The organism is Streptomyces cinnamoneus (assembly GCF_014650495.1).
Classification (GTDB): Bacteria; Actinomycetota; Actinomycetes; order Streptomycetales; family Streptomycetaceae; genus Streptomyces; species Streptomyces cinnamoneus.
In genome coordinates, this window is sequence record NZ_BMVB01000001.1 from 1 (window position 1) to 20,687 (window position 20,687).

Consider the following 20,687-nt stretch of genomic DNA (forward strand, 5'->3'; position numbering starts at 1 on the left):
GCGAGGCCCGCGAGGCCGACCTGGGCGTCGCCTCCGGCAACGGCAAGGGCCAGATCTTCGTCAAGGGCGAGGTCATCCGCACCGTTCCCGAATCGAAGATCGTGGAGACCCTCATCGACGAAGCCATGAAGCTCGCCGAGCAGCTGGAGGCGGAAGGCGCCCTCTCCGGGCCGCCCGCCGTCACCGTGCTCTGACCGGCGGAGTCCGACAACGAGCCCGCAAGGGCGGGCCGACGAAGGAGGAGGGGGCCGGCATGTCGTTGCTGGAGAACATCCGCAGTCCGCGCGACCTGAAGGCACTGGACGGCGAGGAGCTGACCGAACTCGCCGAGGAGATCCGCCACTTCCTGGTCCATGCGGTGGCCAGGACCGGCGGGCACCTCGGACCGAACCTCGGCGTGGTGGAGCTGACCATCGCCCTGCACCGCGCCTTCGACTCGCCCGCGGACCGCATCCTGTGGGACACCGGCCACCAGAGTTACGTCCACAAACTGCTCACCGGCCGTCAGGACTTCTCCAAGCTGCGCGGCAAGGGCGGCCTGTCCGGCTACCCCTCGCGCGAGGAGTCCGAGCACGACGTCATCGAGAACAGCCACGCCTCGACCGTGCTGGGCTGGGCCGACGGCCTCGCCAAGGCCAACCAGGTGCTCGGGCGCTGGAACCGCCACGTCGTCGCCGTCATCGGCGACGGCGCCCTGACCGGCGGCATGGCCTGGGAGGCGCTCAACAACATCGCCGCCGCCAAGGACCGCCCGCTGATCATCGTCGTCAACGACAACGAGCGCAGCTACGCGCCCACCATCGGCGGCCTCGCCGACCACCTGGCGACCCTGCGCACCACCGACGGCTACGAACGCGCCCTGACCTGGGGCAAGGACGCCGTCCAGCGCCTGCCGCTCGTCGGCAAACCGCTCTACGAGTCGCTGCACGGCGCGAAGAAGGGCTTCAAGGACGCCTTCGCCCCGCAGGGCATGTTCGAGGACCTGGGCCTGAAGTACCTGGGGCCGATAGACGGGCACGACATCGGCGCCGTCGAGTCGGCGCTGCGCCGCGCCAAGCGCTTCCACGGGCCCGTCCTCGTGCACTGCCGGACCGAGAAGGGCCGCGGCTACCAGCCCGCCCTGGAGGACGAGGCGGACCGCTTCCACACCGTCGGGGTGATGAACCCCCTCACCTGCAAGCCCCTCTCGCCGTCCGGCGGGACGTCCTGGACCTCGGTGTTCGGCGACGAGATGGTCCGCATCGGAGCCGAGCGGCCGGACGTCGTGGCCATCACCGCCGCGATGCTGGACCCGGTGGGGCTGACGAAGTTCGCCGAGCTCTACCCCGACCGGGTCTGGGACGTCGGCATCGCCGAGCAGCACGGCGCCGTCTCGGCCGCCGGCCTGGCCACCGGTGGCCTGCACCCGGTCTTCGCGGTCTACGCGACCTTCCTCAACCGCGCCTTCGACCAGGTGCTGATGGACGTGGCCCTGCACCGGTGCGGCGTCACCTTCGTCCTGGACCGGGCGGGCGTCACCGGCACCGACGGCGCCTCGCACAACGGCATGTGGGACATGTCGATCCTGCAGGTCGTCCCCGGTCTGCGCATCGCCGCCCCGCGCGACGCCGGCCAGCTGCGCGCCCAGCTGCGCGAGGCCGTCGAGGTCAAGGACGCGCCCACCGTCGTGCGCTTCCCGAAGGAGACCGTGGGCGAGAACATTCCCGCCGTCGGCCGCATCGGCGGCATGGACGTCCTGGCCCGCCCCGAGGACGCGGCCGGCGGGGCGGACGTCCTGCTCGTCGCCGTCGGGGCCATGGCACCGGTCGCCCTGGACGCCGCCGAGCTCCTCGACGCACGCGGCACCACCTGCACGGTGGTCGACCCGCGCTGGGTCAAGCCCGTCGACGAGGCGCTGCCCGCCCTCGCCGGGAAGCACCGCCTGGTCGCCGTCGTCGAGGACAACAGCCGCACCGGCGGCGTCGGCTGGGCCGTGGCCCAGGCGCTGCGCGACGCCGGCGTCGACCTGCCCGTGCGGACCTTCGGCATCCCCGAGCAGTTCCTGGCCCACGCCAAGCGGGCCGAGGTGCTGGCCGACCTGGGGCTGACGCCCGCCGAGATCGCCGGGCGGATCAGCGCGGCCCTGGCCCGCAAGGACGCCGCAGGAGCCGGCAAGGAGGCCGCCCTGGCGGGGAAGGAGAGCGAGCGCGCATGACCGCCGACGCCACGAAGGGGTTCGACCTGGCCCGGCTGCTGGCCGAGCGCGGCGGCGAACGCTACGACCTGCACGCCCGGCACCTCAACCACCAACTGCCGCGCATGCTGCGCACCATCGGCTTCGACAAGGTCTACGAGCGGGCCGAGGGCGCCTACTTCTGGGACTCCGAGGGCCAGGACTACCTCGACATGCTGGCCGGCTTCGGGGTGATGGGCCTGGGCCGCCACCATCCGGTCGTCCGCAAGGCGCTGCACGACGTCCTCGACGCCTCGCTCGCCGACCTCACCCGCTTCGACTGCCCTCCGCTGCCCGGGCTGCTCGCCGAGAGACTGCTGGCCCACACCCCGCACCTGGACCGGGTGTTCTTCGGCAACAGCGGCACCGAAGCCGTGGAGACCGCCCTGAAGTTCGCCCGCTACGCCACCGGCAGACCGCGCGTGCTCTTTTGCACGCACGCCTTCCACGGGCTCACCGTCGGCTCGCTCTCCGTCAACGGCGAGGACGGCTTCCGCGACGGCTTCGCACCGCTGCTGCCCGACACCGCGATCCCAATGGGGGACCTGGAGCGGCTGGAACGCGAGCTGGAGCGCGGCGACGTGGCCGCCCTGGTGATCGAACCGATCCAGGGCAAGGGCGTCCACGAGGCACCCCCCGGATACCTGCGCGCCGCGCAGGAGCTGCTGCACCGGCACAAGGCGCTGCTCATCGCCGACGAGGTGCAGACCGGCATCGGGCGGACCGGCGCGTTCTTCGCCCACCAGCACGAGAGCGGGGTCGAGCCGGACCTCGTGTGCGTGGCCAAGGCGCTCTCCGGCGGCTACGTCCCGGTCGGGGCGACGCTGGGCAAGGACTGGATCTTCAAGAAGGTCTACTCCTCCATGGACCGCGTCCTCGTCCACTCCGCCAGCTTCGGCTCCAACGCCCAGGCCATGGCGGCCGGTCTGGCGGTCCTCTCCGTCATGGAGGACGAGCAGCTCGTGGCCAACGCCCACCGGACGGGCGAGCTGCTGCGCTCCCGCCTCGCGGCGCTCGTGGACCGGTACGAGCTGCTGCACGAGGTGCGCGGCCGCGGACTGATGATCGGCATCGAGTTCGGCAGGCCCAAGTCGCTGGGCCTGCGCAGTCGCTGGACGATGCTGCAGGCGGCGCGCAAGGGCCTGTTCGCGCAGATGGTCGTGGTGCCCCTGCTGCAGAGGCACCGCATCCTCACCCAGGTCTCGGGCGATCACCTGGAGGTGATCAAGCTGATCCCCCCGCTGATCATCGGCGAGCCCGAAGTGGACCGCTTCGTGGCGGCCTTCAGCGCCGTCATGGACGACGCCCACGCGGGCGGCGGCCTGATGTGGGACTTCGGCCGCACGCTGGTGAAGCAGGTGGTGGGCGGACGCTGAGGGCCGGGAGGAAGGGGGCTCTCACCGGCCTCAGCCGGTGAGCAGCGTCCCCTGCAGCCGCTCCTGCTCCCCGGGCCCGAAGCCCAGCCCCTCGGTCAGGTACCGCCGGGTGCTCCCCCAGGTCTCCGTGATCGCGGCGAAGGCCGACGCCAGGTACTCCGCCCGCGCCTCGAACAGCGGCGACAGCAGCTCGCTCACCTCCGGCGAGCCGTCCGCGTCCGTGCCGTCGCCCCGTCGCACCCGGTAGCGGCGGTGGGGCGCGTTCGACTCCAGGTAGTCCGCCTCGATGGCCCCGCGCGGCACCCCGAGGGCCATCAGCGTGATCGCGACGGACAGCCCCGCCCGGTCCTTCCCCGCGGCGCAGTGCATCAACGCCGGCACGCTGTCCTCGGCGAGGGCGCGCAGCACCCGGCTGTGCTCGGCGGTACGGGTGATGATCATGGTGCGGTAGGACTCGGCCATCCGGCCGGCCGCCCGGCCCTGCCCCAGCACGGACCGCAGGGTCTCCAGGCCGCCGTCGCGGACCATCCGCCAGAACTCGCTGCCGTCCGCCGGGTCCGAGAGCGGGATGTTCACGTTCCGCACCCCGGTGAGGGTGACGTCCGGCCCCTCCAGGGCGATGTCGGCGGCGTTGCGGAAGTCGAAGACGGTGTGCAGGCCGAGCGTGTCGAGGAAGGCGGCGTCCGCCTCGGTCGCATGGGCGAGGTGACCGCTGCGGAAGAGGACGCCGGGCCGTACGCGTCGCCCGTCGGCGGCCGGCAGGCCGCCCAGATCACGGAAGTTGCGTACCCCCGCCAGCTCGGGTTCGGCCTGCGGGACGTGCGGCGTCTGGGTCACGGGCGCTCCTCGGGTCTCGGCCGGATGCCGGTGCCGATCGTATTCCGGCTGACGTGAGTTTGCCGGGGTGGGATACATCACGGCACGTCAACCCCTGGTTACGGTGGCGTAGGTCACTCCTGACGGTGAAAGATGTACTGACGTGGCAGACGATTCGAATACATTCAGCAAGAGCGCGATCGGGTCGTACGCAGCCGTCGGGGACAGCTTCACCGAGGGCGTCGGCGATCCAGGACCCGACGGCACCTTCATCGGGTGGGCCGACCGACTGGCCGTACTCCTCTCCGACCAGCAGGCGGAGCACTCCTTCACGTACGCCAACCTCGCCGTCCGGGGACGCCTCCTGGACCAGATCGTCGAGGAGCAGGTGCCCCGGGCCATCGAGCTCGGGCCGGATCTCGTCACCTTCTGCGCGGGTGGCAACGACATCCTGCGGCCGGGCAGCGACCCGGACGACGTGGCGGAGCGCTACGAAGCGGCCGTGGTCCGGCTGGGGGAATCCGTCGGCACGGTGCTGCTGTGCACCGGATTCGACACCCGCGGCGTGCCGGTCCTGCGTCACCTGCGGGGCAAGATCGCGACCTACACCGCCCACGTCCGTTCCATCGCCGACCGCCACGGCTGCCCGGTGCTCGACCTGTGGTCGCTGCGCTCGGTGCAGGACCGGCGGGCCTGGGACGAGGACCGGCTCCACCTCTCGGCGGACGGGCACACCCGCGTGGCGCTGCGCGCCGCCCAGGTCCTGGGCCTGGAGGTCCCCGCCGACCCCGACCAGGAGTGGCCGGACGAGGGCCAGCGCTCGCCCGCCGAGGTGCGTCGCGACAACATCCACTGGGCGCGCGAGCACCTGGTGCCGTGGATCGGCCGCCGGCTGCGCGGCGAGTCCTCGGGCGACAACGTCGAGCCCAAGCGGCCGGATCTGCTGCCGCTGTAACCGCGGGTTCGACCGGCGCGTCCGGTCCGATTCGGCAGATTCGTTTCAGCGGACCCGTTCGGCAGGTTCGCTTCAGTGGGGGAGCCGCCCGTGCGGCAGGTCGGCCCAGACGACACGGCCCCGGCCGGTGTCGTCGGGCCGGACCCCCCACGCCTGGGACAGGGCCCCGACCAGCAGCAGTCCGCGCCCGCTCTCCTCGTCCGCCCCGCTGCACCGCGCCCTCGGCTCCGTCGGCGCGTGCCCCTGGTCGGCGACCTCTATGCGCAGCGCCACCGCGTTGATCCGCAGCTGACAGCTGACCTTGTCGCTGTCCGTGTGCCGCACGGCGTTGGTGAACAGCTCCGACACGACCAACTGTGCGTCGTCGCAGGCCACTTCGTCGATGCCCCACTCCCGCAGCCGTGCGAGGACTCGTTTTCGGGCCTCTGACACCGAGGTGTTGAGGGCCGGGAAGTGAAAGGCGTCCTGCAGGCGACCGGCGAGGAAGCCACCGCGGAACCCGAGCGAGGGTGCGTCATGGGAGGGGAGCACTCCGCAACTATGTGCGATAGAGCTCATCTGTGGCAAGGTTCAATCTGCAAATTACAGAACCGCACGGACAGTCTGTTCGGTGGACGGACTGCGTGGCACACTGCTGGCATATGACGGCAGTTGGAGGGGGTGGACAGTGGCGGACTCGCGGCCGACGGGCGCCCCTACGGTCCTGAGGGTCGTGCTCGGCAAGCGCCTGCAGGACCTCAGGGAGAGGGCCGGGCTGTCCTACGAGGAGGCCGGCCAGGCGCTGGACGTCACGCACGCCACCGTCCGCCGCATGGAGAAGGCCGAGGTCGGCCTGAAGATCCCGTACGTGGAGAAGCTCCTCCACGTCTACGGCGTGCTCGACCCCGAGGAGGTCGAGGGCTTCCTCACCCTCACCCGCGAGGCCAACCGCCCCGGCTGGTGGCACCGCTTCCGCGACGTCCTGCCGGAGTGGTTCAGCGCGTTCGTGAGCCTGGAGGGAGAGGCCAACCTCATCCGCGCCTACGAACCGCACTACGTCCCCGGCCTGTTGCAGACCGAGGACTACACCCGCGCCGTCCTGCGCGCCGGGATGCCGCACGCCCGCGAGGCCGACGTCGAGCGCGCCGTCGCCGTCCGCCGGCAGCGCCAGGGCCTGCTCACCCGGGACAGCGCGCCGCTGCTGTGGGTCGTGATGGACGAGACCGTGCTGCGCCGGCCCATCGGCGGGCCGGACGTGATGCGCGCCCAGGTCGACCGGCTCGTCGAGGCCACCGACCTGCCCAACGTGCGACTGCAGTTCATGCCGTTCGCCGCCGGGCCCCACCCGGCGATGTACGGCCCCTTCCACATCTTCCGGTTCCCCCTCCAGGAGCTGCCGGACATCGCGTACGCCGAAAACCTCGTCGGAGCCTCGTACTTCGACCAGCGCGACGACGTCTCGGCCTTCCTGGAGGCCCTGGACCGCATGTGCGCGCAGGCCGCGCCGGCACACACCACCAAGGCCATCCTGGGTGGCATTCGTAAGGAGATCTGAACCATGGATCGGGACCACATCTACAACGGCATGCCCGCCACCGACCTCGGCACCGAGGGGTGGAGCAAGCCGTGGAGCGGTGGCAACGGCGGCAGCTGCGTCGAGGTGCTGCGGCTCGTGGACGGCCGGGTGGCCCTGAGACAGTCCACCGACCCCGGGGGTCCGGCACTGATCTACACGCGTCACGAGATGGAGACCTTCATCCGGGGCGCCAAGGCCGGCGAGGCCGACTTCCTGCTGGCGGGGCCGAGCGTGAGCGCCGAATAGGCGCCGGACGCGCGAGGACCGACCGACCGGCGACAGCCGCATGCGTACCGAAGGGAACAGGGCGTGATCGAGCAAGGCGTGGACGGGCAGGGCGTGGGCGGGCAGGGCTTCACCGCCGAGGAGATCGACACCAGCAGGCCGCACCCGGCCCGCATGTACGACTACTACCTCGACGGCTGGGACAACTACGAGGTCGACCGCGCCGCCGCCGAGCGCGTCATCGCCGTCCACCCGCAGGTCCGGCTCTCCGCCCGCGCCAACCGCGCCTTCCTGCGGCGGGCCGTGCGGGAGGCCGTGCGCGGCGGCGTCCGGCAGATCCTCGACATCGGCACCGGCATACCCACCTCGCCCAACACCCACGAGGTGGCACGGGAGATCGCCCCGGACGTCCGGGTCGCCTACGTCGACAACGACCCGATCGTGGCCACCCACGCCGGGGCGAAGCTGACCCACGCGGGCGGCGCGGGCTTCGCCCTCGCGGACGTCCGGGAGCCGCGGACGGTCCTGGGCCACCCCGTGGTGCGCGAGCTCATCGACTTCGACGAGCCGGTGGCCCTGCTGCTCGTCGCCGTCATGCACTTCGTCAAGGACGAGGAGGACCCGGCCGGCATCATCGCCACCCTCGGCGACGCCCTGCCCGCCGGCAGCCTGCTCGTCCTGTCGCACGCCACCGAGGAGCCGTACGAGGAGTACGCCGGCGGCCGCATCGACCACGTGGCCAAGGAGGGGGTGGTCGACGTCTACAAGAACGCCACCGCCGCCCTCAACCTCCGCGGGCGCGCGGCCGTCGAGCCGCTCTTCGGCCCCTTCGAGCTGCTCGACCCCGGGCTGGTCCGGGTGCCGCTGTGGCGCCCGGACGGGCCGGTGCCCGGCGCCGAGGAGCTCAACAACACCGTCTTCTACGGAGGCGTGGGCCGCAAGGGCTGACGGCCGCGGACCGGCCTCAGCCGGCCGGGCGGACGGGGACGTCACAGGTGTCCTTGAACCCCTGGCTGCTCAGGCCGAGCGCCGCGTTGATGCGCGAGCGGAAGTTCTCCACCGCCACCATCGCGGTCAGCTCGACGAACGCCGCCTCGCCCAGGCGGCCGCGCAGCCGGTCCGCCAGCTCGTCGTCGACGGTGGGCGGGGTCGCGGTCATCGCCTCGGCGTACTCCATGACGTCCCGCTCCAGCGGGGTGTAGACGTCGCTCTCCCGCCAGCGCGGCACGTCCTGCAGCTTCTCGTGGGGCGTGCCGTGCCGGCGGCTGGCCCAGTAGCCGAAGTCCATGCACCACGAGCAGCCGATGGCCGCCGCGGACGCCAGTTCGGCCAGGTTCTTCAGGCCCGGTTCGAGCCTGTTCCAGCGGGCCAGCGACATCTCGAACCGGGAGTCGGTCATCAGCACCCTGCGGTTGTGCGCCAGCGCCAGCAGCGGGTCGATGACCTTGCCGTAGGCGCGCTTGCTGTACCAGGAGGTGAGACGGGTCAGCAGGGTGCGGGGCGGGTCGAGAGAGATGCGAGCCATGGCCGGTGCCTCCGTCAGGAACGGTGTGGTTGCTGTCGACAGGAGGACGGACGGCGCGGCCGGAAATGTGACATCCTCCCGGGATCCCTTGTGAAACCGCAGGCCGGAGACTGTCTCTGGGCAAGCGGTGGCGGCCGTCCGGGCGCCGCACCTCCGGTCCTGGGGCTGAAGGGACGGTTGAACATCACGCTGAGGGTGAGCAGCGTGTGACGCGTGTGGCCGGATAATGACGGTGACCTGCTGACCCTCCCCCACGGCCCGACCGGCGGTGGGGGCGCCCCCCACCGCCCAGGAGGCGCCGTGCCCGGCTTCCGCCCGAAGAGCTCACCCCTGGACTCGCTGCGCCCGGCCGCGTTCGGCGCGGACCCGGCGGGGGAGCGGATGGCGCGCATCAGGCGGTCGCCGAACTTCGCCGACGGCGTGTTCGTCAACCCCGAGGGCGAGCGGCACGCGCCGTCCGGTTCCCTGCTGACGTACCTGCCGACGTACTTCCGCAGGGAGGAGCGCCTGCGCAGAGCACCCGCGCACGCCGTGCCCGTCCACCCCACCACCGTCGCCGACCTGGCCGTCCCCGCCGCCTCGGGGCTGCGCCTCACCTGGATGGGCCACTCCAGCGTGCTGGCCGAGATCGACGGCGCCCGGGTGCTGTTCGACCCGGTGTGGTCCGAGCGCTGCTCGCCCTTCGCCTTCGCGGGCCCCCGGCGGCTGCACCCGGTGCCGGTGCCGCTGGCCGAAACCGGCCGCATCGACGCGGTGGTGATCTCCCACGACCACTACGACCACCTGGACATGCCGACGGTCCGGGCCCTGGCCCGGCGCGGGACGGCCTTCGTCGTGCCCCTCGGCGTCGGTGCCCACCTGGAGCACTGGGGCGTGCCGGCGGACCGCATCACCGAGCTCGACTGGCACGAGCAGACCCACGTCGCGGGCCTCACCCTGACCGCCACCCCCGCCCGGCACTTCTGCGGGCGCGGCCTGCGCAACACCCAGCACACCCTGTGGGCCTCCTGGGTGGTCGCCGGTCCCGGCCACCGCATCTTCCACAGCGGCGACACCGGCTACTTCCCCGGCTTCGCCGCCATCGGTGCGCAGTACGGGCCGTTCGACGTGACCATGGTGCAAGTCGGTGCCTACAGCGAAGAGTTCTGGCCCGACATCCACATGACGCCCGAGGAGGGCATGCGGGCCCACGCCGACCTCCAGGGCGACGCCTCGTCGGGTCTCATGATGCCCATCCACTGGGGCACGTTCACCCTGGCCCCGCACCCCTGGGAGGAGCCCGCCGAGGGCACCCTCTCCGCGGCCCGGCGCACCGGCGCAAGGATCGCCGTGCCCCGGCCGGGGCAGCCCTTCGAGCCGGTCGCCGGGCTGCCGCTCGACCCCTGGTGGCGCCAGGTCGCGGCCCGCCCGGAGGGCGGCCGGACGGCGGTGGAAACAGGAACGTCGCCGGCCGGCCGGGCCGCCGGCGCCGTCGAGACCGCGGCCGTCGGGGCCACCGTCCGCGCCTAGCACCGGGGTTGGCACCCGGGGTGGGCTTTTTCCGTACACATGTGCGTGTCCCCCTTGTCATGCGCGGGAACGGCGGCTTCAATGCCTGACGACGGTTAGGAAAGCTTCCTAACGCATTGCCGGAACGATCGGGAACGGAGTTCTGCATGCCCGCGCGCACCTCGCACCAGATGAAGACGCCCCTGCGGAGAGGGGTCACTCGGGCCGTCCTCCTCGGTGCGGCCCTGTCCCTGCCCGCCACCCTCGTCCTGGGCGGCATCGGCCAGGCGGCGCCGGTGGCGCAGGCCCGGGCGGACGCCGCGTACGCCGTCGGCACCTCCGCGGCCGGCCTGGACGACCCCCGCACGAAGGACATCGCCATGCGCGTGGTGTCGAGCGCGGAGAACTCCTCGCTCGACTGGCGCGGCCAGTTCAAGTACATCGAGGACATAGGCGACGGCCGCGGCTACACCGCCGGCATCATCGGCTTCTGTTCCGGCACCGGCGACATGCTCGACCTCGTCGAGCTCTACACCAAGAAGAAGCCGGGCAACCCGCTCGCCACGTACCTCCCCGCCCTGCGCAAGGTCAACGGCAGCGACTCGCACGACGGCCTCGGCAAGTCCTTCGAGGACGCCTGGCGCAAGGCCGCCCAGGACAAGGCGTTCCAGGACGCCCAGGAGTCGGAGCGCGACCGGGTGTACTTCAACCCCGCTGTCAAGCAGGCGAAGAGCGACGGCCTGCGCGCGCTGGGCCAGTTCGTCTACTACGACGCGATCGTCATGCACGGCGGCGGCAACGACAAGTACAGCTTCGGCGGCATCCGCAAGACCGCCCTGTCCAAGGCCAAGCCCCCGGCCGAGGGCGGCGACGAGAAGACCTACCTCAACGCCTTCCTCGACGCCCGCAAGAAGGCCATGCAGAGCGAGAAGGCCCACGAGGACACCAGCCGCGTCGACACCGCGCAGCGCGTGTTCCTGTACAACGGCAACTTCGCCTTCAAGCCGCCGCTGAAGTGGAAGGTCTACGGCGAGGCGTTCGAGATCAAGGAATAGGACCGGCCCACCGGGACGACCGCCCGCGCACCGGCCTCGGGGCAGTGCGCGGGCGGCCGGCCGTCCGGAGCCCGGCCGTCAGTGGCCCGGGCCGTGCTCCATGTCGCAGCACGAGTCGCGGCGCAGCTGCCGCCCGACGTCCAGCCAGTCCCCGTGCGGGCGGCCGTGGCGCATCGCCGGGGCGCCGGCCCGCTCGTAAGCCCCCACCAGCTCGCTCTGCCGGTACTCGACGCCGCCGCGCAGCACCGCCGTCGTCCGCACGAGCGTGGAGAAGTCGGTGAACGGGTCCCCGTCGATGACCGTGGCGTCGGCGAGCTTGCCCGGCTCCAGCGTCCCCAGGTCCCGCTCCGCACCGAAGGCCCGCGCGGGCAGCACGGTCGCGGTGCGCAACGCCTGCGCGGCCGACAGCCCGTGCTCGTGCAGGGCCCGCAGCCCCAGGTGCAGGGAGAGGCCGACGGGCACCAGCGGGGCGTCCGTGCCGAGCGCGACGACGCCGCCCCCCGACAGCACCCGCCGGTAGACCTCCATCTCGCGGCCCAGCGCCGTCAGCTGGTCGGCAGTGGGCGCCTTCGCCGCCGTCTGCTGCACGAGCGTCACATCCCACGGCGGCATCAGCGCGGTCACCCGGGGGTCCTCGGCCAGCGCCGGGTCCGACCCCAGCAACGGCACCGACGTGAAGATCGTGGCGATCAGCCGGAAGTCGGTGGCGGTGTAGATCTCCGCCACGTCCTGGTAGGACCGCCCCGTCGCCGACGTCGCGTGCCCGAACTCCAGCCGCTGCGTCGCCTGCAGATGCGTCGTCAGGTCCTGGCCCAGCTGCACGCCGGGCGAGCACAGGTGACTGCCCGTGCGCACCCCGAGCCGCTCGTGCGCGAAGCGGGCGGCCTCCTCCATCACCCAGCCGGGAGCGCGGACGTACGTCTTGACGAAGTCCCAGTCCAGCGCCTCCGCCCGGGACAGCGACCGGCGCAGCCCCTCCCGCGTCCGGTGCGCCCGGCCCATGCTGTACGCGACCCGCGGGCCGTCCAGCAGCTCCCCGCTGGTCAGCAGCCGAGGCCCGGCCAGCTCGCCCGCCGCCACGGCCTCCCGGATACGGGCCTGCTCGTAGGCGAACCCGCCGAAGGAGACGGCTGTGGTGATCCCGTACGCCAGCTGGAGGGCGGCCTGCCGGCCGCCGTAGGTGTACTGCCAGGGGTGGGTGTGGGCGTCCCACAGGCCGGGGATCACTGTCTGCCGCGACGCGTCGACCGTGCGCTGGGCGTTCCGGCGCGCGCGGTGCGCCTCGACGGCGGCGATGCGGCCGTCCCGCACCACCAGGTCGACGTCCTCGCGCACCGCCGTGCCCGTGCCGTCCCAGAACCGGCCGGCGTGCACGACCGTGTCGACGGGGGCCGGGCGCCGGTGGTCCAGGGCGACGGGGACCGTGCGCGTGCCGCCGTCCACGGTGTCCAGCAGCCGCAGCCGGCCGGCGGACAGATACAGCAGCGAGCGCCCGTCGGCGGACCAGGAGGGGTGGTCGGCGGCCTCGTCCGTCAGCCGGCGCGGCGCGCCGTCGGGCGTTCCGTCGGCCCGTACGGGCACCAGCCACAGCGCCGACTCGCTGATCACGGCCATGGTGCGGCCGTCGGGCGACCAGACCGGGCCGGAGTCGTAGCGGTCGGAGACGGAGGCGTGCGGGGCGATCGCGTGCAGACGGGCGGTGCCGTCGGCCGTGTCGACGACCCGGATGAGGTTGTATCCCTCGCGGAAGCGCTGGTTGAGGCGGTTGCGGTCGCAGAAGGCGACGTAGCGCCCGTCGGGCGACCAGCTCGGTCTGCCCGGCAGCCCGCCGGCCCCCAGCGGAGCCGCCAGCACCCGCTCGGTGCCGGCCGCGAGATCGCGCACGACGAGGTTCCCGGACAGGTCCAGACAGGCGAGCCGCGTGCCGTCGGGCGACAGCGCCGGCTGCACGCGCCCGCCGGTGGCCAGCACGCTCTCCTCGCCCGAGGCCAGGTCCCGGCGGCGGACGGCGAACAGCCCGTCGCGGTCGTCGGCGTAGAGCAGCGCCCGGCCGTCCCGCGTCCAGGACGGGCCCAGGAGGTAGCGGGTGGGATCGGCCTTCACCACCTGCCGCGGCGCGCGGCCGCCGGAGACGTCCGCGACCCACAGGGAGTTGAGCGCGGCGAAGGCCACCCGGCGCCCGTCGGGCGACAGCGCGGGCAGGTGCAGCGCCCGGACACGGCGTACGCCGCCCCCCGTGGCGACGTCGTACCGCTTGACGTCGTAGCGCGGCCGCTCCACCGGCAGCTTCGCCGAGAAGGGGAGGGTGACCGACGCCACACCGCCGGCCGTGGCGGGCGGAGTGGGCGCGGGGGCCGCGGAGGGGTGGGGGAGGGAGTCGGCGGCCGGGGGCGTCACGCCGGCCGCGGCGGCTCCCGGCCGGACGATACGGAACTGGCCGCTCACCGTCAGCAGCAGCTCGTCCCGCCCCACCCACCGCGGGGGCACCGGCTCCACGTCCCCGTCCACGGGCACCGCCGCCCCGTCGACGACCAGGGTGCAGGAGGCGGCGGGCGCGGGCGTCGTCCGGAGATAGGCCAGTCGCCCGTTCGGCGCGACGGCGGGCGTCATGACCTGGGCGGCGACCGTCTCGGTGTGCTCGGCCCGCACCGGCCCCTGCCCGTCGGCGGGCACGGAGGCGACGGTCCGGGCCTCCAGTGCCCCGGCCACGACACGGCCCCGCACGAACAGCAGCCGCTTGCCGTCGGGCGACCAGACGGGGTCGAAGTCCTCCCACGCCCCGTCCTGCCCCGGGCCCTCCTGCCCGGCCAGCCCGGTGACCTGCGTCAGCGCACCGGTCCGCACGTCCACCACCCACACGCGGTACGGGCTGCCCGCCACCGGGTCGCCGCCGCGCTCGGAGGCGAAGGCGATGCGCTTCCCGTCCGGCGACCACGCAGGCCCCCGGTCGTCCCAGGGCCCGTCCGTCAGCTGCCGCAGCTCCGACCCGTCGGTGCGCAGCGTCCACACATGGAAGCCGCCGCCCCGGTAGGCGCAGACGGCCAGCGACCTCCCGTCGGGGGAGTGGACGGGACGGGTTGGCTCAAGATCCGCCGGAGTGATCGCGACGGCCTCCCCTCCCTTGCGGGGAACGGACCACAGGACGTTCTGCACCTCGGCGATCAACTGCTCGCCGGAAGGCGAGAGGGAGGCCGCCCCGTTGGTGGCCGCGGAGAAGGAGAGGACGGTGCGGGCGGTACGCGCCGAGGCCGCCGCATCCAGCGGCAGAGCGGCGACCGTACCGGCCGCGGCCCCGGCTGCGGCGGCCGTCCCGGCTGCCGTCCGCAGAAATCCTCTACGCGACATGCTGGTGTTCAACTGTCCTCCTGTGTCAAGGGAGTTGGGTGAGTTGGCAGCTAAAATCCAAAGGGCGATGGTTGCATGCCGTACAGGTCGCAGGTCAACACCGCACCAAGCCTGAGAAAGCGGGCATTGTCAGTGCCGGGCGCTAGGGTCGTCGGTATCCGGCGCCACCCCGGACGCGCCGGGTGAGACGGGAACGGAGCGCAGCCATGGTCACTGCCGAGGACGTTCGCACCATCGCCCTCTCCCTGCCGGAGACATCGGAGAAGCTCGCGTGGGGCATGCCCACGTTCCGGGTGGGCGGCAAGATCTTCGCGTCCCTCGCGGACGACGACGCCTCCATGGGCGTGAAGTGCCCGCAGCAGGACAGGGCCGGGCTGATCGCCTCGGAGCCGCGCAAATTCTTCATCCGAACGGGTCACGACGACCGCTACGCGTGGCTGCGCGTCCGCCTGACGGCCGTCGAGGACACCGCAGAGCTCCGCGTCATCCTCGAAGACTCCTGGCGCCAGACGGCCCCCCGCACGCTGACGGAAGCCCACCCCGACCTGACGTGAGGTGACGACGCCCTCGCCGTGCGCGACGACCCTCCCGGGGGCTCTCCCGCCGCCTCCCGCCCCTTCCCGCCCCCGAAAGCCGTGCGCGACCACCTCACGAAGTGCGGTATTGTTCTCGTGCGCGGTCGGCAAGGGCGAAAGTCCGGGCCGGACAAGCACCGGGACGTGGCGCAGTTTGGTAGCGCACTTGACTGGGGGTCAAGGGGTCGTGGGTTCAAATCCCGCCGTCCCGACCAGCGATTTTCGCAGGTCGGAGGCCCTGTATCCAGCATTGGAGACAGGGTCTTCGTCGTACCCGCCGCGGGATCAGTACGTGAGCCGGGCGATGACCGGTGCGTGGTCGGAAACCGGCTTGCCCCGCCGTTCAGCCGGCTGCTCGTTGACGTCGGGCAAGGGATCCAGTGCCCCCACGAAGGCTTCCTCGACGCGGGACAGCAACGAGCGGCTGACCAGAATGTGGTCGATCAACTCGTGCTGGCCCTCGAAGATGCGGGAGAAGGGCTGCTTCCCGATCAGCGGCGCCAGGTTCCACAGCCGCTTCGCGTCACCGTTGTCCGGATGATCGAACCCGGCGGTCCCGATCTGAGAACCGGGCGGGCCGCAGAGGATCTGTGTGGTGGCTGCGGTGGGTCCATCGTTGAAATCGCCCAGAACGGCGACATCGTGCTGACGGCCGTCACCGGCGAGGAGCTCGTCGGTCAGAGCGCGCAGGGCGACGGCCTCGGCCCCACGACGGAAGAGCGCGTAGGCGTTGTAGCGCGCGCGTTCCCCCTCGTCATGGGGAACATGCCGCTGCGGAGGCGGAGGGGGAAACGTCAGGAGCTTCGACTTGAGATGGCACACCGCCAGCGCAAGGGTGTGTCCGGCGGAGGGTTCCACACGCACCGCGAGCACACCACGGCCTGCGGAATCCGCGGACGTTCCGTCGTCCTCGATCTGCACCGGCCGAAGACGCTCAGGGAATGCCGTCGCGTCCTTCACCTTGGTCAGCGGAAGACGGCTGATGAAGCCGACGCGAATACCGCGGACGTCCGGGTGCTCGGACAGGGCGGTGTGCCATTCCCCGTCCAGTCGGCTGACGAGGTCCGCGAGAGCGTCCGGATTGCCGACCTCCTGAATCCCCAGAACGTCCGGACCGAGCCGGTTGATCGTGCCGGCCAGCCCCTTGAGCTTTGCCTCGTACTCCTCCTCGGTCTCCGGGCCGGACGGCTCACCGACCCGGAACAGGTTCTCCACGTTCCATGTACCGATGATCGTCATACCGGCTCCCCGAGGTCGCAGGTCAGCGTGCTCTCCCTGCCAGTCTCAAGAGACGGTGACCGGACCGCCCGTCCGAGTAGGCGGAGCGAGTGAAGGAGGGACGAGGGGCTTTCCCGGACCGGCTGCGCGCCTGCTGCCGCCCGTCAGCCCAGGCCGTCCGCGCCCACCCGGCCGGACCACTCGTCCCGTGCCGCCTCGGACAGCGGCTGGACCGTGGCGTCCAGGTCGTGGACCGGGGACGCGTCCTCGTACCAGGACTCGACGACCGCGTTGCCCCAGAAGTCGCGGCGACGGTCGTCGCGGACGTTCCAGCGGTGGGTCTCGTGGTCCGGGTCACCGGTGTAGTAGTCGGAGGTGTAGATCTCCACGCGGTGGCCGTCGGGGTCGCGGAGGTAGAGATAGAAGGCGTTGGAGACGCCGTGCCGGCCGGGACCGCGTTCGATGCGGTGTTCCTGGTGCAGGGCGCCGAGGATGTCGGCGGCGCGCAGGACATGGTGGGACTCGTGGGTCGCCAGGCCGAGGTGGTGCAGGCGGGGTCCGGCCCCCGAGGTGAAGGCCACGTCGTGGACGGTCGGTTTGCGGTACATCCACGCCGCGTACAGCTCGTGGGCGTCGCCCTCGATGGTCTCCGAGCAGCGGAAGCCGAGGGACGCGTAGTGCGCGTACGCCGCGGCGACGTCCGGCGTGCAGATGTTGAAGTGGTCCAGGCGGGCGACCTCTGCTCCGTGCCGCAGGTCGTAGCGCTGGATGAGGCGTTCGGCGCGCTCGATGCCGTGGAAGAACTCGATGGGAAAGCCGAGCGGGTCGACGACGCGGACGGCGTCCCCCACCCCGCGGGTCCCGCGCCCGGCGGGGACGCGCCGGGTGGCACAGCCCAGCCGCCCGAAGAACCGCTCGGCCCTTTCCACGTCTCCCGGTGTACGCACCCGGTAGGCGATGTGGTCCAGGGCGGCGACATCGGCCCTGCGCAGGACCACGGAGTGGTGGGTCAGCTCGTCCGTGCCGCGCAGGCAGAGCGTGCCGCCGTCCTCGTACTGCACGTGGAGACCGAGGAGGTCCGCCCAGAACCACCGTGCCCGGGCCAGGTCGGTGACCGTGAGCTGGGCGTAGGCGGCGCGGACGACGTCGGGGGCCCGGTCCGTCCGGTGCTCGCTCGTCGTCATGGTCCTCCTCCCAGCCGCGGCCGCCGGGGCTCGCCGAGCGCGACGTGGACAGCCTTGGACTCGGTGTAGAAGTCGATGCTGCGGGCGCCGCCCTCGCGGCCGACGCCGGACGCCTTCGTCCCGCCGAAGGGGGTGCGCAGGTCGCGCACGTTGTGGGAGTTGATCCACACCAGGCCGGAGTCGACGGCGTGGGCGATGCGGTGGCCGCGCCGGAGGTCGGACGTCCAGACGTAGGCGGCCAGGCCGTAGGGGGTGGCGTTGGCCAGGTCGACGGCCTCGTCCTCGTCGTCGAAGGGGGTCACGGCGGCCACGGGCCCGAAGATCTCCTCCTGGAAGACCCGGGCGTCCCGCGGCACGTCGGCGAGGACCACCGGCTGGAGGTAGTTGCCCTCGGGCAGGTGCGCCGGCCGCTCGCCGCCGGCGACGAGGCGGGCCTCCTCGCGGCCGGTCCGGACGTACTCCAGGACGCGCCGGTAGTGGTCGGCATGGACGAGCGGGCCGACCTCGGTGGCGGGTTCGGAGGGCGGCCCGACGCGGACGCCTGCGGCGCGGTCGGCGAGGCGGCGGGTGAACTCCTCGTACAGAGGGCGCTGGACGAGCACCCGGGATCCGGCTGTACAGCGCTCGCCGTTGAGCGAGAACACGCCGAACACGACCGCGTCGAGCGCGGCGGCCCTGTCGGCGTCGGCGAAGACGACGACCGGGGACTTGCCGCCCAGTTCCATGGAGGCGGCCTTCAGGTGGTCGGCGCAAGAACGCAGGATGTGGCGGCCGGTGGTGGTCGAGCCGGTGAAGGAGAGCAGCGGGGCGCCGGGGTGGTCGACGAGCGCCTGGCCCGCCTCCGTGCCGGGGCCGTGCACGATGTTCGCCACACCGGCCGGGACGCCCGCCGTGGTGAGGATGTCCGGCCACAGCGAGGCCGAAAGAGGGGTCCATTCGGCGGGCTTGAGGACGATGGTGCAGCCTGCCGCGAGCGCCGGGGCGAGCTTCCAGCTCTGCAGCATGAAGGGGGTGTTCCACGGGGTGATGAGGCCCGCGACCCCGGCGGGGCTGCGGACCACGTAGCTGAGCTGTTCCTCGCCCTGCCGGAAGGCTTCCTCGCCGAGCGCGGTGATCACGCCGGCGAAGTGGCGGAAGTTCTCGGCCGCGCGCCGGGCCTGCCCCCATGCCTGGCCGATGGGCAGTCCGCAGTCGTACGACTCGTAGGCGGCGAGCCGGTCGTGCCGCTCCTCGACGGCGTCGGCGATGCGGTGCAGGAGACGGGCGCGCTCGTGGTGCGCGGTCGCCGCCCAGGCGGGGAAGGCGGTGCGGGCGGCGTCCACGGCACGGGCGACGTCGGTCGGGCCGCCCCTGGCCACCTTTGCGTACGGCCGGTTGGAGGCCGGGTCGGTCACATCGAGGGTGCGGCCGTCGGCGGCACCGGCGGTCTCGCCTCCGATCCAGTGCCCGATGACGGAGGGCGGCAGGGGAGTGGTGGTGCTCATGCCGGCGCCTCCCCGGCCCCGTATCCGTCGAGGAAGGCCCGCACGCGGGCTTTGTACGGCTCCCTGTCGTAGGAGGCGACGTACGCACCGGCCATGCGCACCGGGTCGCCGAAGAAGTAGTACTCGTACAGGGCCTGCCGGCTGGAGAACGCCGAGATGCAGGTGTCCCACAGCAGCCGGAACAGCTTCACGCGCTCGGCACCCGTCAGCGTCGCCGACTGCAGGTAGGCGTCGATGTCCGCGGCGGCCGGCCCGGTGACGTCGAGCCCGGTGGGAGTGGCCATCAGTCCGCCGGCACCGAGCTTGCGCAGGATCTGCGGGAAGCGCTGACAGAGCTTGGGGTACACGGTGCGGGCGGCGTTCAGCGGGGCCCACGCCGGGGTCAGCACGCCGAACTCGTTCACGGCGGCATCGGCCTCGGCCGCGCGCAGGAACGCCCGCAGGATCTCCAACGTGCCGATCACCTCCGCCACGTCCTCCTGGACGTGCTGGTACCCCTCGATGCCGATGGCCTCCGTCAGCAGCGAGACCAGGCCCAGGACGTACTCGGTCTTCACCACCGTGCGGGTGACCACCTGGTGCGACATGTGCACCACGGCCGACGTCCGTGCGAAGAGGTCGGTGCACCGCTCGACGTCGCCCAGCAGGAAGCACCGCTCGTACGGCACGTGCACGTCGTCGAAGACGACGACGCAGTCCGGCTCGTCGAAGCGCGAGGCGAGGGGGTGGTCGTGGCGCGACAGGCCGTGATCGAGCGGTTCGCGGGCGATGCACCGCAGCCCTCGGGCGTCCATGGGAACGGCGAGCGCGTACGAGTACAGCCTGTCCTCGGGAGTGCCGCGCAGCAGGGTGGAGGGGAGGACGAGGAGTTCGTCGGCGAAGGGGGCGATGGTGGCCAGCATCCGGGCACCCCGGATCACCACGCCGTTGTCGTCCTCCCGCACGATGCGCGCGGCGACGCTCCCGCCGGCCTGCCGGGGTCCCGGGACAGACCGGTTGACCTGCGGCGGGATGAGCGTGTGGCACAGCAGGAGGTCCTCTTCGCGGGCCTTCTCGTAGTAGCGGCGGACGGTGTCGCCGAAGGCCGGGTCCGCCCCGGCGAACCAGCCGGCGGCCGAGGCCATGGCCATCAGCCCGCTGTTGAGATAGTCGCCGGTACGTCCGAGCATGCCGTTGCTGTGCTCGGCCCACACCGTGAACGCCTCGCGGCGCTTGACGAGTTCGTCGGGCGTGGTGGGGGTGAGGAAGGAGGTGGCGACGGGTTCCCCCGAGGCGGGGGAGGGGTAGGTCAGGACGTCCTTGTGCTCGGCCGAGTGCTGCAGGTCGTACAGCTCGGCGTACGTGCGGACGACGTTGCGGAACGCGGGGTGGTGCCGGATTCCCCCCCGGCCAGGGTCTCCCCCCGGACGTGCACGGTGGGGCGCGAGTCGGCGAGCCGGTCGAGAAACGCCTTGCCGGTGCGTGCTGCCACGCAGGCTCCTCGGGGGTCGTTGTCCGGTGGCGGTCAGGGCCTCGGCGGTGACCTTCGGGGTACGTGACCGACTCTGCCGCACACCGGCCGGCCCGAGCACCCGGTAAACCGGTCTGATCCCCGCCGGCGCGGGGTCGATCACCGGTTCCACCCCGAAGGGTGAACTGATGGCCGCCGTTCTCGTCCTGCCGGTGACGGGACTC

Annotated in this window: 17 protein-coding genes, 1 tRNA gene and 1 pseudogene; 11 read left to right on the top strand and 8 right to left on the bottom strand. The window is 72.2% G+C overall.

Annotation, left to right across the window (positions count from 1 at the left end; all coding sequences use genetic code 11):
* From IE182_RS00005 to IE182_RS00015, 3 genes and pseudogenes are all read left to right on the top strand, one after another.
* Positions 1-194: pseudogene (locus IE182_RS00005) on the top strand (flavodoxin-dependent (E)-4-hydroxy-3-methylbut-2-enyl-diphosphate synthase); the annotation flags it as partial.
* A 59-nt stretch (positions 195-253) separates the two neighbouring features.
* The gene (gene dxs / locus IE182_RS00010; protein WP_190107478.1) at positions 254-2,194 is read left to right on the top strand and encodes a 1-deoxy-D-xylulose-5-phosphate synthase; all 1,941 of its coding nucleotides are present in this window, start codon (positions 254-256) and stop codon (positions 2,192-2,194) included.
* Entirely contained in the window at positions 2,191-3,588 is a 1,398-nt protein-coding gene (locus IE182_RS00015; protein WP_190107479.1) for an aspartate aminotransferase family protein, read from the top strand. The genes dxs and IE182_RS00015 overlap by 4 nt, the downstream gene beginning before the upstream one ends.
* Positions 3,589-3,618: 30 nt before the next feature.
* On the opposite strand, the gene IE182_RS00020 is transcribed toward IE182_RS00015, so the two are convergent.
* A complete protein-coding gene (locus IE182_RS00020; RefSeq protein ID WP_229844473.1) occupies positions 3,619-4,425 on the bottom strand; it encodes a tyrosine-protein phosphatase in 807 nt (268 codons plus the stop codon).
* Between the two features lie 142 nt (positions 4,426-4,567).
* On the opposite strand from IE182_RS00020, the gene IE182_RS00025 reads away from it, so the two are divergent.
* A complete protein-coding gene (locus IE182_RS00025; protein WP_190107480.1) occupies positions 4,568-5,359 on the top strand; it encodes an SGNH/GDSL hydrolase family protein in 792 nt (263 codons plus the stop codon).
* Positions 5,360-5,431: 72 nt separating this feature from the next.
* On the opposite strand, the gene IE182_RS00030 is transcribed toward IE182_RS00025, so the two are convergent.
* On the bottom strand, positions 5,432-5,917 hold the full coding sequence (locus IE182_RS00030; RefSeq protein WP_190107481.1) for an ATP-binding protein: 486 nt from the start codon (positions 5,915-5,917) through the stop codon (positions 5,432-5,434).
* A gap of 109 nt (positions 5,918-6,026) precedes the next feature.
* Between IE182_RS00030 and IE182_RS00035 the strand changes: the two genes are divergently transcribed.
* The 3 genes from IE182_RS00035 (at position 6,027) to IE182_RS00045 (ending at position 8,087) form a co-directional block, all read left to right on the top strand.
* Entirely contained in the window at positions 6,027-6,893 is an 867-nt protein-coding gene (locus tag IE182_RS00035; protein ID WP_190107482.1) for a Sco1979 family transcriptional regulator, read from the top strand.
* Between the two features lie 3 nt (positions 6,894-6,896).
* A complete protein-coding gene (locus IE182_RS00040; RefSeq protein ID WP_190107483.1) occupies positions 6,897-7,160 on the top strand; it encodes a DUF397 domain-containing protein in 264 nt (87 codons plus the stop codon).
* A 153-nt stretch (positions 7,161-7,313) separates the two neighbouring features.
* Entirely contained in the window at positions 7,314-8,087 is a 774-nt protein-coding gene (locus tag IE182_RS00045) for an SAM-dependent methyltransferase (RefSeq protein WP_229844518.1), read from the top strand.
* A gap of 16 nt (positions 8,088-8,103) precedes the next feature.
* Here IE182_RS00045 and IE182_RS00050 read toward each other — a convergent pair whose 3' ends face one another.
* The gene (locus tag IE182_RS00050) at positions 8,104-8,664 is read right to left on the bottom strand and encodes a carboxymuconolactone decarboxylase family protein (RefSeq protein ID WP_190107484.1); all 561 of its coding nucleotides are present in this window, start codon (positions 8,662-8,664) and stop codon (positions 8,104-8,106) included.
* 300 nt (positions 8,665-8,964) lie between these two features.
* Between IE182_RS00050 and IE182_RS00055 the strand changes: the two genes are divergently transcribed.
* Both IE182_RS00055 and IE182_RS00060 read left to right on the top strand, forming a co-directional pair.
* The gene (locus IE182_RS00055) at positions 8,965-10,173 is read left to right on the top strand and encodes an MBL fold metallo-hydrolase (RefSeq protein WP_190107485.1); all 1,209 of its coding nucleotides are present in this window, start codon (positions 8,965-8,967) and stop codon (positions 10,171-10,173) included.
* Positions 10,174-10,319: 146 nt separating this feature from the next.
* Complete coding sequence (locus IE182_RS00060; RefSeq protein WP_229844474.1) at positions 10,320-11,207, top strand: chitosanase; 888 nt, start codon at positions 10,320-10,322, stop codon at positions 11,205-11,207.
* Positions 11,208-11,285: 78 nt separating this feature from the next.
* On the opposite strand, the gene IE182_RS00065 is transcribed toward IE182_RS00060, so the two are convergent.
* Positions 11,286-14,552 carry an amidohydrolase family protein gene (locus tag IE182_RS00065; RefSeq protein ID WP_190107919.1) on the bottom strand — a complete coding sequence of 1,089 codons (3,267 nt, stop codon included), beginning with the start codon at positions 14,550-14,552 and terminating at the stop codon, positions 11,286-11,288.
* A gap of 206 nt (positions 14,553-14,758) precedes the next feature.
* Here IE182_RS00065 and IE182_RS00070 point away from each other — a divergent pair, with 206 nt between their 5' ends.
* Together IE182_RS00070 and IE182_RS00075 are read left to right on the top strand one after the other, a co-directional pair.
* The gene (locus IE182_RS00070; RefSeq protein ID WP_190107486.1) at positions 14,759-15,106 is read left to right on the top strand and encodes an MmcQ/YjbR family DNA-binding protein; all 348 of its coding nucleotides are present in this window, start codon (positions 14,759-14,761) and stop codon (positions 15,104-15,106) included.
* 159 nt (positions 15,107-15,265) lie between these two features.
* Positions 15,266-15,342: transfer RNA gene (locus tag IE182_RS00075), tRNA-Pro, on the top strand.
* A gap of 70 nt (positions 15,343-15,412) precedes the next feature.
* Here the strand turns inward: IE182_RS00075 and IE182_RS00080 are convergent.
* The 4 genes from IE182_RS00080 to hpaB all read right to left on the bottom strand — a co-directional run bounded on the left by IE182_RS00080 (position 15,413) and on the right by hpaB (position 20,626).
* Entirely contained in the window at positions 15,413-16,366 is a 954-nt protein-coding gene (locus tag IE182_RS00080) for an endonuclease/exonuclease/phosphatase family protein (RefSeq protein WP_190107487.1), read from the bottom strand.
* 143 nt (positions 16,367-16,509) lie between these two features.
* Positions 16,510-17,529: a 3,4-dihydroxyphenylacetate 2,3-dioxygenase gene (gene hpaD / locus IE182_RS00085; RefSeq protein WP_190107488.1), complete on the bottom strand. Its 1,020-nt coding sequence runs from the start codon at positions 17,527-17,529 to the stop codon at positions 16,510-16,512.
* Positions 17,526-19,013 carry an aldehyde dehydrogenase gene (locus IE182_RS00090; RefSeq protein WP_190107489.1) on the bottom strand — a complete coding sequence of 496 codons (1,488 nt, stop codon included), beginning with the start codon at positions 19,011-19,013 and terminating at the stop codon, positions 17,526-17,528. The genes hpaD and IE182_RS00090 overlap by 4 nt, the downstream gene beginning before the upstream one ends.
* Positions 19,010-20,626: a 4-hydroxyphenylacetate 3-monooxygenase, oxygenase component gene (gene hpaB / locus IE182_RS00095; RefSeq protein ID WP_229844475.1), complete on the bottom strand. Its 1,617-nt coding sequence runs from the start codon at positions 20,624-20,626 to the stop codon at positions 19,010-19,012. Before hpaB ends, IE182_RS00090 begins: the two co-directional genes overlap by 4 nt.
* Positions 20,627-20,687 lie beyond the last annotated feature (61 nt).